Source organism: Pseudomonas costantinii (assembly GCF_001870435.1).
Lineage (GTDB): Bacteria > Pseudomonadota > Gammaproteobacteria > Pseudomonadales > Pseudomonadaceae > Aquipseudomonas > Aquipseudomonas costantinii.
In genome coordinates, this window is the sequence record NZ_MDDR01000006.1 from 122,298 (window position 1) to 136,183 (window position 13,886).

Below are 13,886 nucleotides of genomic sequence, written 5' to 3' on the forward strand. Positions count from 1 at the left end.
CTGACAGGCTTAACAATGGATCAACACAATCGCTTTCGAATGGAATCGCTGGGTATTTTTCTGATTGCCTTGCTGCTGTTTACCCTGGGGATCTGGGATCAGGCCCCGCAGGGCTTTGACGGCCGCTGGGCCGTGTTCATGCAAGAGATGTTTCGTCACGGCGCGAGTCTCTTTCCTAGCACCTATGGCGAGCCTTATCCGGATTACCCGGGTACCGCGACCTATTTCAGTTTTCTCTTCGCCCGCTTGTTCGGAGCGCCCAACGTCTTGGCCAACATCATGCCCACCGCCTTGGCTTCTGCTGGGGTGATGGCGCTGATCTACCGCTTGCTGGTGCCTTCCGGCCGAGCATGGGCGCTGCTGACGGTATTGCTTACCGCATTGACTGCTCAGTTGTTGGAAAAGTCGCGCTCGGTATGCCTGGATCAAATGGTTTCCTTGCTGTGCCTGGGGTGTTTCTACCTACTGCATACCGGTGAGCGCACCGGCTCGAAGCTCCGGCAGTATGCGGTCTTCCCCTTGTTTGTGGTGGCGTTCGCTATTCGTGGGCCGCTGGGGTTGATCGAGGTCTGTGGGGTTGCCTGTGTGTATTGGGCGCTAAGCCCGGCCGGTACTCGGGAAGACAGGATTTTCCTGCTGAAAAAGGTGATTGCCCACGGTGTTATCGGCCTGATCCTGCTCGCCGGTTGCTGGTGGGTACTGTTGAAGCTGGCCCGGTTCAGCGGGGGTGACAGCTTTGCCGATGACGTGCTCAGGATGCAGGTGGCCGGTCGCCTCGACGAAACCGGCGAGCCGTTTTACTTCTACTTCAAGCTGAGCCTGTACCGCTATTTCCCGGTGGTACCCCTGGCGCTGGCGACGCTGATTGCCCTGCGTCACAAATGGTCGCTGCGTCATGCGGATGCCGACGTACAGCTAATGCTGCGCCTGGGCGCCTGTGGCCTGATGATTCTGTTGGGGTTGTCGGTCCCGCACTTCAAGCGGGCCTATTACATTGTGCCCATGGTGCCCATGTTTGCCGCTGTGGCTGCGTATGGCCTGCTTCAGGCTCAAGGCTGGCTGCTTAGCGTACGCCGCGGTTATGAGTGGCTGGTGGCGCTGTTACCGGCTCTGGCGATCCTCGCGGTGTTTGTTTGCCGCTATTTGTGGAACAAGCACGGTTACTGGCCTGACGTTTCCGTGCCGGTATTGGTGGGCGTGCTGATTGTTTTGCAGTTGGCTGCCATCCTTGTCTGGCAGCGTTTACAGGGCCGTGTGGCGCAGCGCCTGGTGATACTCAGTTTGATCGCCCTGGCCACCCAGTGGCTGGTGCTGGTCAAGGCGGTTGAGCCGTCCAAGGACCTGCAATTCGACACCCGCAGCTTTGTGGGTGCGGTAGAAAAACTGCGGGCCGGGAACCCGGGGACGCTGGTGTTCCTCAACCTCAACAAAGACACCTGGGCGATTCGCTACATCATGAACCTGGATCACGACGAGCAGCCGCTGTTTATTGGTGGCAATCAGTTAGAGCGGTTGCAGACATTACCTCGTCCGGCCTGGGTCATTGTGGCGCGCAAAGAAACCGAGCTGCTGCGCGGTACGCCGCTGGAACATCTTGCGCCGGTATTCAATGGGCGACTGAATGACAATCCGCTGTTGGTTTTCCAGGTGCAGTGAGTCAGTCGCCGTACTCATCATGGCGGTTAGGGCTAGGCCTTTGGGTAAATAGTCCCGTTGTCGCGCAACGGGACGCTGGCTCCATGCTTTCGCCTTAGTCGCTGTGCTTACAAATCTCCCCTATTTTCGCAGCGTAACTCTGTCCCAGAATCCCGGCGTCGTTTAGACACAAACCTGAATCCGGGAACTCACATGACCAACTATCTGCACCTGAACCGGGCCAATTGGGATGAGCGCGCTGCGCTGCACGCCGAGTCGCCCGACTATGCCTTTCAAGCCTTCGTCGAAGACCCAGGCTTCCTCTCCGAAGTCGTGCGTTTTGACCTGCCGCTGCTGGGAAGTATTGCCGGCCTGCGCGGTGTTCACCTGCAATGCCACATTGGCACCGATACCTTGTCGCTCTCCCGGTTGGGCGCGCAGATGAGCGGGCTCGACTTCTCTGCGGCGGCATTGGCCGAGGCGCGTGCGCTGGCAGAGCGCGCCGGCGCGCACATCGACTTCGTCGAGTCGGACGTTTATAGCGCCTCGACGGTGCTGCCGGCCGGTAGCTTTGACTTTGTGTACACCGGCATCGGCGCACTGTGCTGGATACCCAGCATTGACGACTGGGCTCGCAACGTCAGTGAGCTGCTCAAGCCGGGCGGCCGGTTGTTCATTCGCGAAGGCCATCCGGTGATGTGGGCGGTCGACGAACGTCGTGATGACCTTTTGTCCCTCACGCTGCCGTATTTCGAGCGAGAAGAACCGCTGGTGTGGGATGACGCGAACACCTATGTGCAAACCGATAAAACGCTGACGGCGTCGGTGACTCACCAATGGAACCATGGGTTGGGGGAAATCATCAGCGCGCTGCTCAAGCACGGCCTGCAGATAACTGGGCTGACTGAGCACCAGAGCGTGCCTTGGGAGGCGTTGCCGGGTCAGATGAGCTGCGACAGTCACGGTGAGTGGCGACTGAATGAGGCGCCGTGGCGGTTGCCGCTGAGCTATACCCTGCAAGCGATCAAGGGCTCGTGAGTTTCCCCTGCTCGGCAGGACAAATCGCAGGCAACAAAAAACCCGCACTAGGCGGGTTTTTTGTGTGTTTCAGATGACATTTGCACCACCTGAAACTAATTAGTGGTGCCCAGAGACGGAATCGAACCGCCGACACGGGGATTTTCAATCCCCTGCTCTACCGACTGAGCTATCTGGGCAACGGGGCGCATTAAACGGGTTTTTCGGGGGGTCGTCAAGCAAGTTTTCAAAAAATATTTAATTATTACCGTCGCTTACGTGCCGACCCCGGATTTTGATCAATTATTGAGCAGGCGGCACGTAGCCGTCAGCCTTGGCGTAATCCTCGCCGGAAAAGAACTTGTCCATCTCGCCTTGAAGATATTTACGGTCTTCGGCGTTCATCATGTTCAGGCGCTTTTCGTTGATCAGCAGGGTCTGGTGTTTTTGCCAGTCGGCCCAGGCCTTGGCGGAGACGTGATCGAAAATGTCCTGGCCCTTGGCACCCGGGAACGGGGCACGCTCCAGGGCGGGTAATTCTTCGTGGTATTTGCGGCACATGATGGTGCGGGTCATGACAAAACTCCTGCGTTCAATACATCGGCCGCGCGCTTCAGCAGTTTTTTCACCGGGGCGGCAAGGCCCAGGCGCGGCGGGGTGGCGAGGTTATACCAGAGCCAGTCGGCCTCGGCCACGTGATGGGCGGATTCCTCGACGTGCACCAGCCAGGGTTCGATAGCCAGTTGGAAGTGGCTGAAGGTGTGGATCAGCCCAGGCAGTTCCTGGTGCTTGCCCAGTTCCAGCGCGTGCTGGTCGGCCAAGTGTTCCAGGTCTTGCAGGTCGTCCAGTTCCGGCAGGCTCCACAAACCGCCCCACAGGCCCGTAGAAGGGCGGCGATAAAGCAGAATTTCGCCCTCTGCATTGGCCAGCAGCGGCATCAGCGTGCGCTTCTGCGGGATGGTTTTACGCGGCTTGGGGATCGGGTAGCGCGTCTCCAGGCCGAGCATATGGGCTTCGCAGCCTTTTTCCAGTGGGCACAGCAGGCAGCTGGGCTTGCTGCGCGTGCAGAGCGTGGCGCCCATGTCCATCATCGCCTGGGTGTAGGCGTTGACGCGGTCGTGAGGCGTAAAGCGCTCTGCAGTGGCCCACAGCTGCTTGGCGACCTTGGGTTCGCCCGGGTAACCCTCTTGCGCCGTAAAGCGTGCCAGCACGCGCTTGACGTTGCCATCGAGGATCGGCGCACGCAGGCCCATGCTCAGGCTGGCAATCGCACCGGCGGTGGAAAGGCCAATGCCGGGCAGCTCGGTGAGTTTTTCGACATCCCTGGGAAACTCGCCAGCGTATTCGGCGACGACAATCTTGGCGGTTTTCTGCAGGTTGCGCGCGCGGGTGTAGTAACCCAGGCCCGTCCACAGGTGCAGCACTTCGTCTTCCGGCGCGGCGGCCAGGGCTTCGACCGTTGGCAGGGAGGCCATGAAACGGTCGAAGTAATTGAGCACGGTGCTGACCTGGGTCTGTTGCAGCATGATCTCCGAGACCCACACCCGGTAAGGCGTGATGCCCTGTTGCCAGGGCAGGTCATGGCGACCGTGGCGGTCGTACCAGTCCAGCACCGCCTGTGAAAACTGCTCGTTTCTCATCGTTTAAACAGGCCTTTCAGAGCGTCTTTGAGCTGCGGGTTGACCTTGTCGAGCTTCTCTTCAAGTTTCTCGCTGAGCTTGTTGCCGGCCGCCTTGATTGCGACCTGGGTCAAGCCGTCCTTGTCCAGGCGGCAGGCCTTGGCGCCCAGCTCCAGCGGGCCACGGCAGCGCAGCGGCACTTCGATGCCCTGGAAGTTGGAGCCGACTTGGCAGGCCGGGTCCGGCACATCGCGTTGGTCGCCTTCGACGATGATGCCGACGCGATAATCCATGCCCAGCACGCGCAGGTCGACGTCACCATTGCCGTTGACCGTCAGGCCCGGAATGCGCACTTTCAGGTCAGGGTTGCTGGCCACGCCGTTACGGAAAGTCAGGTTGCCGCGCAGTTCCTGGAATGGCGTGTCTTTGCCTTGCGGCGTGCTGCTCAGGGTTTTGCGGTTGAGCAGGGCGATGCCGGTACACAGTTGTTGTTCAAGGTTGGCGTTGAGCAACATGCCGTTGTTGATCACGAAGCTCGCCGTGCCATTGAGGCTGTCGATCAGCGCTTTTTGGCTGTTGCCACGGCCGCTGAGGTTGCTGTCCAGAGTGATCTGGCCTTTCACCGGCGGGTTTTGCCCCTGGGCTTGCAGGATGCGTTCAACCGGCACTTGCTTGATGTGGCTTTGCAGCGCTAGCACCGGGATGTCCTGGCGTACATCGAGCGTGCCGTTGGCCTGGAACGTACCGTTGTAGAGACCGCCACTCAGGGTGTCGAGCTTGAGCTGGCCGTCGATGCCGGATGCTTTCAGTGCAGCATTCTGGATCGGCAGCTTGCTCAGGGTCAGTTGGCCAAAGGCCAGGTCGGCGTCTATATCGAGCGTGCGCAGGCGGGTCAATGGCAGCAGTTTGTCGGTGCTCCACGCGCCTTTGGTGGGGGCGTCCGGCAGCGGTGTAGTGCCACCGGCGGCCATGGCACCCATTTCGCTGTTCTGTACTTCGGCCTGGCGGGCAGCGGCTGCACCTTTGGCGGATTCGGACTTGGCCGGCAGGTAATTGTCGGCGTTGAAAGTGTCGCCTTTGAGCTGTACGCGCAGGGATTGCTTGGCGAAATCATCCACCGCGACGCGACCGGTGAAGGTGCTGCCATCAAGCTTCAGGTTCAGGTCTTCCAGAGCAACGCTGGTGGGCGTGCCCTTGAGTCGGCTGACCAACTCGACCTTGCTCAGGCTGCCCTCGGCCATGGCCGGCAGCGGGTGGCCGACGCTGTCGAGAAACTTGGCCAGGTCAAACTGGGCGATGGACAAGGCGCCGCTGATTTGCGGGGTTTTGTTCAGGTCGTTGACCTTCAGCTCGCCCAACGCACGCAGTTGGTTGGCGGAGAGTTTCAGGTTGGTCCATTCGGCGATGTTGGCCGCCAGGTCCACCAGCAGTTGACCTTGTGTGGAAAAGCTCACGGTCTTGTCTTGCAGTGGCTCGCCAGTGACTTCGCCACTGAGCTTCATGTCTTCGAACTGATAGCGCTTGAGGGCGCGCTGGATGCGCAGGTTGCCGTTGAGCTCGGCCTTGACGCGCATCAGCGGCTGGTTGCTGCCGAAGAATGCGGTGAGTTTCAGCGGAATGCTGGCGCCTTCGTGTACTGCGCCGGCGCTCAGTTGGATGCTTTCGGCACTGAACTGCTTGCCGGTCTGCTCATCGTTGTATTCGACGCGGGCGTTGTTGATGGTCAGGCTGTCGATGTCCAGGCGGATCGGCTTTGGCGGCTTTTCAGGCTCCTCGGCGGCAGGCTGCTCCACCGGGGCGGGGGCATCGACGCTCGCCACGGGGGCGATCTTGCCGATGTCTTCCCAGTCACCGTGACCTTGCTTGTCGCGGTTCAGGCGCAGGTTCAGGCCTTCTACACGTACGTCGCTCATCTGTACTTCACGGCGCAGCAGCGGCAAAACACGCACCGACAGGCCGAGCATCTGCAGGTCGGCGAAGGGCTTGGTCGGATTGGTCAGGGTCGCCACGCTGGCTTCGTGCAATTCCAGGCCAAGCCAGGGGAACAGGCTCCAGCCGATATCGCCATTGAGCGTCAGCTCGATGTGGGCCTTGTCGCGGGCAATCTGGCGGATCTCGTCTTTGTAATCGTTGGGATCGAAGAGGTGGGTCAGGGCAAAGCCCAGGGCCACAATGATCAGCAACAGCCCGAGAAGTACCAGACCCAGGATTTTGCCGAACGCTTTCATGGGCGAGTCCTTGTATGTCGATTTCAAAAATTAGCCGCAGAGTATAACGCCCGACGGCTTACGTCAGTTCACGCATCGTTACATTGTATCTAGCCGCGGCAAAACGGGATTTTGGCGTCAAACAAACCAGATTGCGCGAAAAAGGTGATATCAGTTTGGTTTTTCTGTCATCCACTGGTGCTAATCTGCGCACGTTCGTCTGTCGTCTGCGACACAACGTCGCGTTTAAAGGAGCTTTACTCAACAACAACGGCCAACGCTTTGCGTGCAAGGCCGAGGGAGAGAGCGCCTGACGGACACATACTAATAACTGGGGGAAACACCAATGAGCACTAGCACTGCGGCAGGTATTAGCGCCGCACAGCCTGCGTTCCTGTCCAAGGAGCGCATCATCGCCAAGCCGGGGTTCAACCGCTGGCTGGTTCCACCGGCCGCCCTGGCCATCCACCTGTGCATCGGCATGGCCTACGGTTTCTCGGTGTTTTGGCTGCCGCTGTCCAAAGCGTTGGGTATCACGTCACCGGTCGCCTGCGCGCCGGACATGAGCTTCATCGCGCAAATCTTCTCGTCCCAATGCGACTGGCCCATCTCCATGCTGGGCTGGATCTACACCCTGTTCTTCATTTTCCTGGGCTGCTCGGCAGCGATCTGGGGTGGCTGGCTGGAACATGCCGGGCCACGTAAGGCTGGCGTTGTATCGGCGTTGTGCTGGTGCGGCGGCCTACTGATCTCGGCGTTGGGTATCTATACCCACCAGATTTGGCTGATGTGGATCGGCTCCGGCGTCATTGGCGGTATTGGCCTGGGCCTGGGCTATATCTCGCCCGTGTCGACCCTGATCAAGTGGTTCCCGGACAAGCGTGGCATGGCTACCGGCATGGCGATCATGGGCTTCGGTGGCGGCGCGATGGTGGGTGCTCCCCTGGCTGCAGCGCTGATGGGGCATTTCGCCTCGCCGACCAGCGTGGGCGTGTGGCAGAGTTTCGCGGTCATGGCCGTGATCTACTTCGTGTTCATGATCGGTGGTGCACTGTCGTACCGCGTTCCGCCGACCGGCTGGAAGCCTGAGGGCTGGACCGCCCCGGCGAAAAAAGCCAGCAACGCGATGATCACCCATCGTCATGTCCACGTGAACGTGGCCTGGAAAACCCCGCAATTCCGCCTGGTATGGCTGGTGTTGTGCCTGAACGTCTCCGCCGGTATCGGCATCCTCGGCATGGCTTCGCCGCTGCTGCAGGAAGTGTTCGGTGGCAAGTTGCTGGGTAATGGCCTGACGTTTGGCCAACTGGATGCCGGTCAACTGGCCTCCATTGCGGCCATCGCCGCAGGCTTCACCGGCTTGTTGAGCTTGTTCAACATCGGTGGCCGGTTCTTCTGGGCGTCGTTTTCCGATTACCTGGGTCGTAAAAACACTTACTTTGTGTTCTTCGCGCTGGGCTTTGCCTTGTATGCGCTGATCCCGAACCTGGGGCACCTGGGCAACGTGGCGCTGTTCGTGGCGGCGTTCTGCATCATCCTGTCGATGTACGGCGGTGGTTTTGCGACCGTTCCGGCTTACCTGGCCGACCTGTTCGGCACCCAGATGGTTGGCGCGATCCATGGTCGCCTGCTGACCGCATGGGCGGCGGCGGGCGTATTGGGCCCGGTGTTGGTGAACTACTTGCGTGAGTATCAGCTGAGCATCGGCGTTGAACGCGCTGCGGCTTACGACATCACCTTGTACATCCTCGCAGGCCTGCTGGTACTGGGTTTCATCTGCAACCTGCTGGTTCGCCCGGTGGCCGACAAGTACTTCATGACCGACGCAGAATTGGCCGCTGAACAAGCGCTGGGCCATGACAAAGGCGCTGATGCCTCCACTTCTCTGGAGTGGAAAGCAGCGTCCGGTAGCGTGCCGTTGGCGGTCGCAGCCTGGCTGGTGGTGGGTATTCCGTTGGCGTGGGGTGTGTGGGTGACCCTGCAGAAGACGGCAGTGCTGTTCCACTAACTCCGTACTGATCGTTCCCACGCTCCTGCGTGGGAATGCCTCCCGTGACGCTCTGCGTCACCCTTGCGCTAGGCTTGAACCTTGCGATGTGACTGGGACGCAGAGCGTCCCTGGTGGCACTCCCACGCAGAGCGTGGGAGCGATCTTTGTGCACCATGCTGGGGCGCCTGAATCAACTCGTCAGTCTTATCCCCTCCGATGTTTCTGTTTAGCGCCCGCGCCCCTATAATGGCTGCCTTTTTCGCCCAATGATTTTGCGGAGCTGGTGATGGCCGAACGTAAGGCGTCCGTCGAGCGCGACACTCTGGAAACCCAGATCAAAGCCTCGATCAACCTGGATGGCACCGGAAAGGCCCGATTTGATATCGGTGTACCTTTTCTTGAGCACATGCTGGACCAGATCGCCCGTCACGGGCTGATCGACCTGGATATCGTCAGCAAGGGCGACCTGCATATCGACGACCACCACACGGTGGAAGACGTAGGCATCACCCTCGGCCAGGCTTTTGCCAAGGCCATCGGCGACAAAAAAGGCATCCGTCGCTACGGCCACGCCTATGTCCCGCTGGACGAGGCACTGTCGCGTGTAGTTATCGACTTCTCCGGCCGCCCTGGCTTGCAGATGCACGTGCCCTACACCCGCGCCACCGTGGGCGGCTTCGACGTCGACCTGTTCCAGGAATTCTTCCAGGGCTTTGTTAACCACGCACTCGTCAGTCTGCACATCGACAACCTGCGCGGCACCAACACCCACCACCAGATCGAGACCGTGTTCAAGGCTTTCGGCCGCGCGCTGCGCATGGCCGTGGAGCTTGATGACCGCATGGCCGGGCAAATGCCATCGACCAAGGGCGTCTTGTAATGCAGACGGTCGCGGTTATCGATTACGGCATGGGTAACCTGCACTCGGTGGCCAAGGCCCTCGAGCACGTAGGTGCCGGTAAGGTGTTGATCACCAGCGATGCCAAGGTGATTCGCGAAGCCGACCGGGTGGTGTTTCCCGGCGTTGGTGCGATTCGCGATTGCATGGCCGAAATCCGCCGCCTGGGCTTTGACAGCCTGGTGCGTGAAGTCAGCCAGGATCGCCCCTTCCTCGGCATCTGCGTAGGCATGCAAGCCTTGCTCGACAGCAGTGAAGAGAACGACGGCGTTGATTGCATCGGCCTCTTCCCTGGCCAGGTGAAGTTCTTCGGCAAGGACCTGCATGAAGACGGTGCCCACCTGAAAGTCCCGCACATGGGCTGGAACGAAGTCCGTCAGACCGTGGATCACCCGCTGTGGCACAACGTGCCGGACATGGCGCGTTTCTATTTCGTACACAGCTACTACATCGCCGCCGGTAACCCGCGCCAGGTGGTGGGTGGCGGGCACTACGGCGTCGACTTCGCCGCCGCGCTGGCCGAAGGTTCGCGCTTTGCCGTGCAGTTCCACCCGGAGAAGAGCCATACCCATGGCCTGCAATTGCTGCAGAACTTCGCCGCCTGGGATGGGCGTTGGTAAATGACCAAGAAGCCGAAATTGCCGGTCTTGAACCTCACGCCCGAACAGGAGAGTGAGGCTACCCTCAAGATCAAGCGTTTCATGGAGGACCGTTTCGAGCTCAAGCTGGGCTCGTTCGAGGTCGCCGAGATTCTTGAGCTGTTTACTACCGAAGTTGCGCCGCACTATTACAACAAGGCGATTTTCGACACGCAGACGCTCCTTAAAGAAAGGTTCGAAAGCATCGAAAGCGACTTGTGGTCGCTTGAGAAACCCTGATTTCCCAAGCATTGCTGAATATCGAATAAGGTTTGCCAGATGCTGATTATCCCCGCTATCGATCTCAAGGACGGCGCTTGTGTCCGCCTGCGCCAAGGCCGCATGGAAGATTCCACCGTGTTCTCCGATGACCCGGTGAGCATGGCTGCCAAATGGGTGGAGGGTGGTTGCCGTCGTCTGCATCTGGTGGACTTGAACGGCGCCTTCGAAGGCCAGCCGGTCAATGGCGAGGTGGTCACTGCGATCGCCAAGCGCTACCCGAACCTGCCGATCCAGATCGGCGGCGGTATCCGCTCCCTGGAAACCATCGAGCATTACGTCAAAGCCGGCGTGAGCTACGTGATCATCGGCACCAAGGCTGTGAAAGACCCGGCCTTCGTTGCCGAAGCCTGCCGCGCGTTCCCGGGCAAAGTGATCGTAGGCCTGGACGCTAAAGACGGTTTCGTCGCCACCGACGGTTGGGCTGAAATCAGCACCATCCAAGTGATCGACCTGGCCAAGCAGTTCGAAGCCGACGGTGTGTCCGCCATCGTTTATACCGACATTGCCAAAGACGGCATGATGCAGGGCTGCAACGTACCGTTCACCGCTGCGTTGGCTGCCGCTACCAAAATTCCAGTGATCGCCTCCGGCGGTATTCACAACCTGGGCGACATCAAGTCGCTGCTGGACGCCAAGGCCCCCGGCATCATCGGCGCCATCACCGGCCGCGCGATCTACGAAGGGACCCTGGACGTCGCTGAAGCCCAGGCTTACTGCGACGCCTACAACGGCTGAGGAACTGACCATGGCGCTGGCCAAACGCATCATCCCTTGCCTGGACGTCGACAACGGTCGCGTGGTCAAGGGCGTCAAGTTTGAGAACATCCGTGACGCCGGCGACCCGGTGGAAATCGCCCGTCGCTACGATGAGCAAGGTGCCGACGAGATTACCTTTCTCGACATCACCGCCAGCGTCGACGGCCGCGACACCACGCTGCATACCGTCGAACGCATGGCCAGCCAAGTGTTTATCCCGCTGACCGTGGGCGGTGGCGTGCGCACTGTGCAAGACATTCGCAACCTGCTCAATGCCGGCGCGGACAAGGTTTCGATCAACACCGCTGCGGTGTTCAACCCGGAATTCGTCGGCGAAGCCGCGCAGCACTTTGGCTCGCAATGCATCGTGGTCGCCATCGACGCCAAGAAAGTCTCCGGCCCGGGTGAAACCCCGCGTTGGGAGATCTTCACCCACGGCGGTCGCAAGCCGACCGGCCTGGATGCGGTGGAGTGGGCGATGAAGATGGAGGGTTTGGGCGCCGGTGAAATCCTGCTGACCAGCATGGACCAGGACGGCATGAAAAATGGCTTCGACCTGGGCGTCACCCGCGCCATCAGCGATGCACTGGGTATTCCGGTGATCGCTTCCGGCGGCGTTGGTAACCTGCAACACTTGGCCGACGGCGTGATCGAAGGCCACGCCAGCGCGGTGCTGGCGGCGAGTATTTTCCACTTTGGCGAATACACCGTTCCCGAGGCCAAGGCCTACATGGCGGCGCGCGGTATCGTCGTTCGCTAAACGCTGCTGGACACCATGGCGGGCGCGCGGCACTCTCTGCGCTTGCCATGGATTCCGGTAGCCTTCATGTTCAAGACCTTGTTGCTCGCCCTCGCCAGTGCCTCCGTGCTTATGGTCGGTACTGCCCACGCCGAAGAACCGTCCGAAGCCTCCCTTGTGTTGCTGACGGAAAACTTCCCGCCCTACAACATGGCGAAAAACGGCAAGAACTTCGCTAAGGACGAGAACATCGAAGGCATCGCCGTGGACATCGTGCGCGAGACCTTCAAGCGTGCCGGTGTTTCCTACAACCTGACCCTGCGTTTTCCTTGGGAACGAATCTACAAACTCGCCCTGGAAAAACCTGGCTATGGTGTGTTCGTGATGGCGCGTTTACCGGATCGCGAAGCGTTGTTCAAATGGGTCGGCCCCATCGGTCCGGACGATTGGGTGATGCTGGCCAAGGCCGACAGCAAGATTCAACTGGACGACCTCGAGCACGCCCGCCGCTACAAGATCGGCGCCTATAAGGGCGATGCCATTGCCGAGACCCTCGAGAAGCAGGGCCTCAACCCGGTCATTGCGCTACGTGACCAGGACAATGCGCAAAAGCTGGTGGATGGCCAGATAGATTTGTGGGCGACCGGTGATCCGGCGGGCCGCTATCTGGCACGCCAAGTCGGCGTGACCCAGCTCAAGACGGTCCTGCGTTTCAACAGTGCCCAGTTGTACCTGGCCCTGAACAAAGACGTGCCGGATGAAGTGGTGACCAAGCTTCAGGCGGCACTCGATCAGTTACGGGGTGAGGGTGTTGTCGATCAAATCATGGCTCGTTACCTCTAGCTCAGGCTCTGCTTGAGGGCGTTCTACCGGTTGATGCGCCTCATCGGCTAGTGGCTCAGCGTTTGGAGACTCGCTCATATAAACGTGATCGCCATTGTTGTAGCAGACGGCGCCTGACACTTGGCTGCCGTCCTGGCGCAACAGGCGGTATTCACTTTGCAGAAGGTAAGCCGCAACGGCTTTCTTCGGCGGAACGTAAGTGATGATTTCCAGCGGCGAGGAATGGCTCCAGCCTTTCGCCGAGCGTTGGGTGTGTGTGAAGTCACGACCCAAGTGCGCCGAAAAATTCAACGCGAAGGCGTGTTCGCTCACAGGCCACTCGTTGCACAGGTCGATGCTGGTATTAGCTGCCAGAGCTTTGGCATGTCCTCCTATTTCGCCTTTAGTGGCGGTCCACATGAACGGCTGACTGGTCGCTTCGGTGTTATGCCCGAAGCCTGTGAAAAGGTGACGATCCATGCGCTCCAGCCGATAAGTGGGCGAAGACTGAAACTGTTCGATCGCAGTCAGTTCCGGGTCTTTTACACAGAACCACGGCAGTTCGCACACCTGGATCGTGGGGGTGGTTTCATCAAGGGTTGGGCTTTCATGCCCGGTGAGGGCGGGCGGTGGTGGCAGGTCGCTGAATTGCGCTGACAGCGTCAGGCGTAGCGAATAGACCGCAAGGCTTGGCTTGGCGTAGCTGTCACTGCCGATGAACGTGCCGGGGGCCAGGTAGAGTTCGCCAACTGATGCATCGGGAGGGGTAATCGACCAGGCGCTCAAATCGTTGGCGGAGCCGCTACCTTTATCGTTCCAGATCAGTTCGCCCGCTTGAGCCGTCACCACCAGGTCTTCTCGTACACAGCGCACAGCATGGCGCGAGGGTTTGTCGTAGTTCATGCCGTACACCAGCCCCATCGCCACATAGCCTTCTGGCGGTATCGGGCGCCAGATGGACGCGTTGCTTCGCGCGCCCGTTCCTTCATCCTGCCACACCAAGTGGTAATCGACCGGCGGACGCAGGGCCGTGCCATTGACCTTATTCGTGTCGCTGACGACTGCGACGATCTTGTCATGGTTGATATTGCGATAGTGATCCACCGCAATATCACCCAAGGAGTAAAACGGGCTCAGTTCATCGGATGCAGTGCTCGGCCTCCAGAGGCCGACGGCTTTGTGCGCGCCGGACCCCTTGTCGTTCCACAGAGGTAGAAACTCGCTGGTAAAGCTGATGAGCAGGTCGTTGAATTGCAGAGGCTTCATGGAGGGCTCTCCAGTTG

Annotated in this window: 13 protein-coding genes and 1 tRNA gene; 9 read left to right on the forward strand and 5 right to left on the reverse strand. The window is 59.8% G+C overall.

The annotated features are described in order from the left end of the window. Positions 1–15 precede the first annotated feature (15 nt). Both BFL40_RS04260 and BFL40_RS04265 read left to right on the forward strand, forming a co-directional pair. Positions 16–1,656 carry an ArnT family glycosyltransferase gene (locus tag BFL40_RS04260; RefSeq protein ID WP_071482595.1) on the forward strand — a complete coding sequence of 547 codons (1,641 nt, stop codon included), beginning with the start codon at positions 16–18 and terminating at the stop codon, positions 1,654–1,656. Between the two features lie 192 nt (positions 1,657–1,848). Beyond that, positions 1,849–2,673, forward strand: a complete 825-nt coding sequence (locus BFL40_RS04265; RefSeq protein ID WP_071482596.1) for a class I SAM-dependent methyltransferase — start codon at positions 1,849–1,851, stop codon at positions 2,671–2,673. A gap of 103 nt (positions 2,674–2,776) precedes the next feature. Here the strand turns inward: BFL40_RS04265 and BFL40_RS04270 are convergent. The 4 genes from BFL40_RS04270 to BFL40_RS04285 form a co-directional block, all read right to left on the reverse strand. Further along, positions 2,777–2,852: transfer RNA gene (locus BFL40_RS04270), tRNA-Phe, on the reverse strand. Between the two features lie 103 nt (positions 2,853–2,955). Then, positions 2,956–3,228 (reverse strand): oxidative damage protection protein, encoded by a 273-nt coding sequence (locus tag BFL40_RS04275; protein ID WP_071482597.1) that lies wholly within the window; start codon positions 3,226–3,228, stop codon positions 2,956–2,958. Further along, positions 3,225–4,292: an A/G-specific adenine glycosylase gene (gene mutY, locus BFL40_RS04280; RefSeq protein ID WP_071482598.1), complete on the reverse strand. Its 1,068-nt coding sequence runs from the start codon at positions 4,290–4,292 to the stop codon at positions 3,225–3,227. The genes BFL40_RS04275 and mutY overlap by 4 nt, the downstream gene beginning before the upstream one ends. Continuing rightward, positions 4,289–6,499, reverse strand: coding sequence for an AsmA family protein (locus tag BFL40_RS04285; RefSeq protein ID WP_071482599.1), 2,211 nt, complete (start codon positions 6,497–6,499; stop codon positions 4,289–4,291). The genes mutY and BFL40_RS04285 overlap by 4 nt, the downstream gene beginning before the upstream one ends. Before the next feature lie 325 nt (positions 6,500–6,824). Here BFL40_RS04285 and BFL40_RS04290 point away from each other — a divergent pair, with 325 nt between their 5' ends. The 7 genes from BFL40_RS04290 (at position 6,825) to BFL40_RS04320 (ending at position 12,624) form a co-directional block, all read left to right on the forward strand. Next, a complete protein-coding gene (locus BFL40_RS04290; RefSeq protein WP_071482600.1) occupies positions 6,825–8,486 on the forward strand; it encodes an OFA family MFS transporter in 1,662 nt (553 codons plus the stop codon). Positions 8,487–8,754: 268 nt separating this feature from the next. Next, positions 8,755–9,348, forward strand: coding sequence for an imidazoleglycerol-phosphate dehydratase HisB (gene hisB, locus BFL40_RS04295; protein ID WP_003218037.1), 594 nt, complete (start codon positions 8,755–8,757; stop codon positions 9,346–9,348). Next, entirely contained in the window at positions 9,348–9,986 is a 639-nt protein-coding gene (hisH, locus tag BFL40_RS04300; protein ID WP_071482601.1) for an imidazole glycerol phosphate synthase subunit HisH, read from the forward strand. The genes hisB and hisH overlap by 1 nt, the downstream gene beginning before the upstream one ends. Further along, positions 9,987–10,244, forward strand: a complete 258-nt coding sequence (locus tag BFL40_RS04305) for a DUF2164 domain-containing protein (RefSeq protein ID WP_071482602.1) — start codon at positions 9,987–9,989, stop codon at positions 10,242–10,244. Positions 10,245–10,283: 39 nt separating this feature from the next. After that, positions 10,284–11,021, forward strand: a complete 738-nt coding sequence (gene hisA / locus BFL40_RS04310) for a 1-(5-phosphoribosyl)-5-[(5-phosphoribosylamino)methylideneamino]imidazole-4-carboxamide isomerase (protein ID WP_029295899.1) — start codon at positions 10,284–10,286, stop codon at positions 11,019–11,021. Positions 11,022–11,031: 10 nt separating this feature from the next. Then, positions 11,032–11,802 carry an imidazole glycerol phosphate synthase subunit HisF gene (gene hisF, locus BFL40_RS04315; protein ID WP_003171107.1) on the forward strand — a complete coding sequence of 257 codons (771 nt, stop codon included), beginning with the start codon at positions 11,032–11,034 and terminating at the stop codon, positions 11,800–11,802. 66 nt (positions 11,803–11,868) lie between these two features. After that, the gene (locus tag BFL40_RS04320) at positions 11,869–12,624 is read left to right on the forward strand and encodes a substrate-binding periplasmic protein (protein ID WP_071482603.1); all 756 of its coding nucleotides are present in this window, start codon (positions 11,869–11,871) and stop codon (positions 12,622–12,624) included. Here BFL40_RS04320 and BFL40_RS04325 read toward each other — a convergent pair. Next, on the reverse strand, positions 12,577–13,869 hold the full coding sequence (locus BFL40_RS04325) for a Vps62-related protein (RefSeq protein WP_071482604.1): 1,293 nt from the start codon (positions 13,867–13,869) through the stop codon (positions 12,577–12,579). The genes BFL40_RS04320 and BFL40_RS04325 overlap by 48 nt on opposite strands. Between the last annotated feature and the right edge of the window lie 17 nt (positions 13,870–13,886).

Coding starts and splice junctions, on each gene's coding strand:
- BFL40_RS04260 (WP_071482595.1), top strand. CDS start 16: ATGGATCAACACAATCGCTTTCGAATGGAATCGCTGGGTATTTTTCTG.
- BFL40_RS04265 (WP_071482596.1), top strand. CDS start 1,849: ATGACCAACTATCTGCACCTGAACCGGGCCAATTGGGATGAGCGCGCT.
- BFL40_RS04275 (WP_071482597.1), bottom strand. CDS start 3,228: ATGACCCGCACCATCATGTGCCGCAAATACCACGAAGAATTACCCGCC.
- mutY (WP_071482598.1), bottom strand. CDS start 4,292: ATGAGAAACGAGCAGTTTTCACAGGCGGTGCTGGACTGGTACGACCGC.
- BFL40_RS04285 (WP_071482599.1), bottom strand. CDS start 6,499: ATGAAAGCGTTCGGCAAAATCCTGGGTCTGGTACTTCTCGGGCTGTTG.
- BFL40_RS04290 (WP_071482600.1), top strand. CDS start 6,825: ATGAGCACTAGCACTGCGGCAGGTATTAGCGCCGCACAGCCTGCGTTC.
- hisB (WP_003218037.1), top strand. CDS start 8,755: ATGGCCGAACGTAAGGCGTCCGTCGAGCGCGACACTCTGGAAACCCAG.
- hisH (WP_071482601.1), top strand. CDS start 9,348: ATGCAGACGGTCGCGGTTATCGATTACGGCATGGGTAACCTGCACTCG.
- BFL40_RS04305 (WP_071482602.1), top strand. CDS start 9,987: ATGACCAAGAAGCCGAAATTGCCGGTCTTGAACCTCACGCCCGAACAG.
- hisA (WP_029295899.1), top strand. CDS start 10,284: ATGCTGATTATCCCCGCTATCGATCTCAAGGACGGCGCTTGTGTCCGC.
- hisF (WP_003171107.1), top strand. CDS start 11,032: ATGGCGCTGGCCAAACGCATCATCCCTTGCCTGGACGTCGACAACGGT.
- BFL40_RS04320 (WP_071482603.1), top strand. CDS start 11,869: ATGTTCAAGACCTTGTTGCTCGCCCTCGCCAGTGCCTCCGTGCTTATG.
- BFL40_RS04325 (WP_071482604.1), bottom strand. CDS start 13,869: ATGAAGCCTCTGCAATTCAACGACCTGCTCATCAGCTTTACCAGCGAG.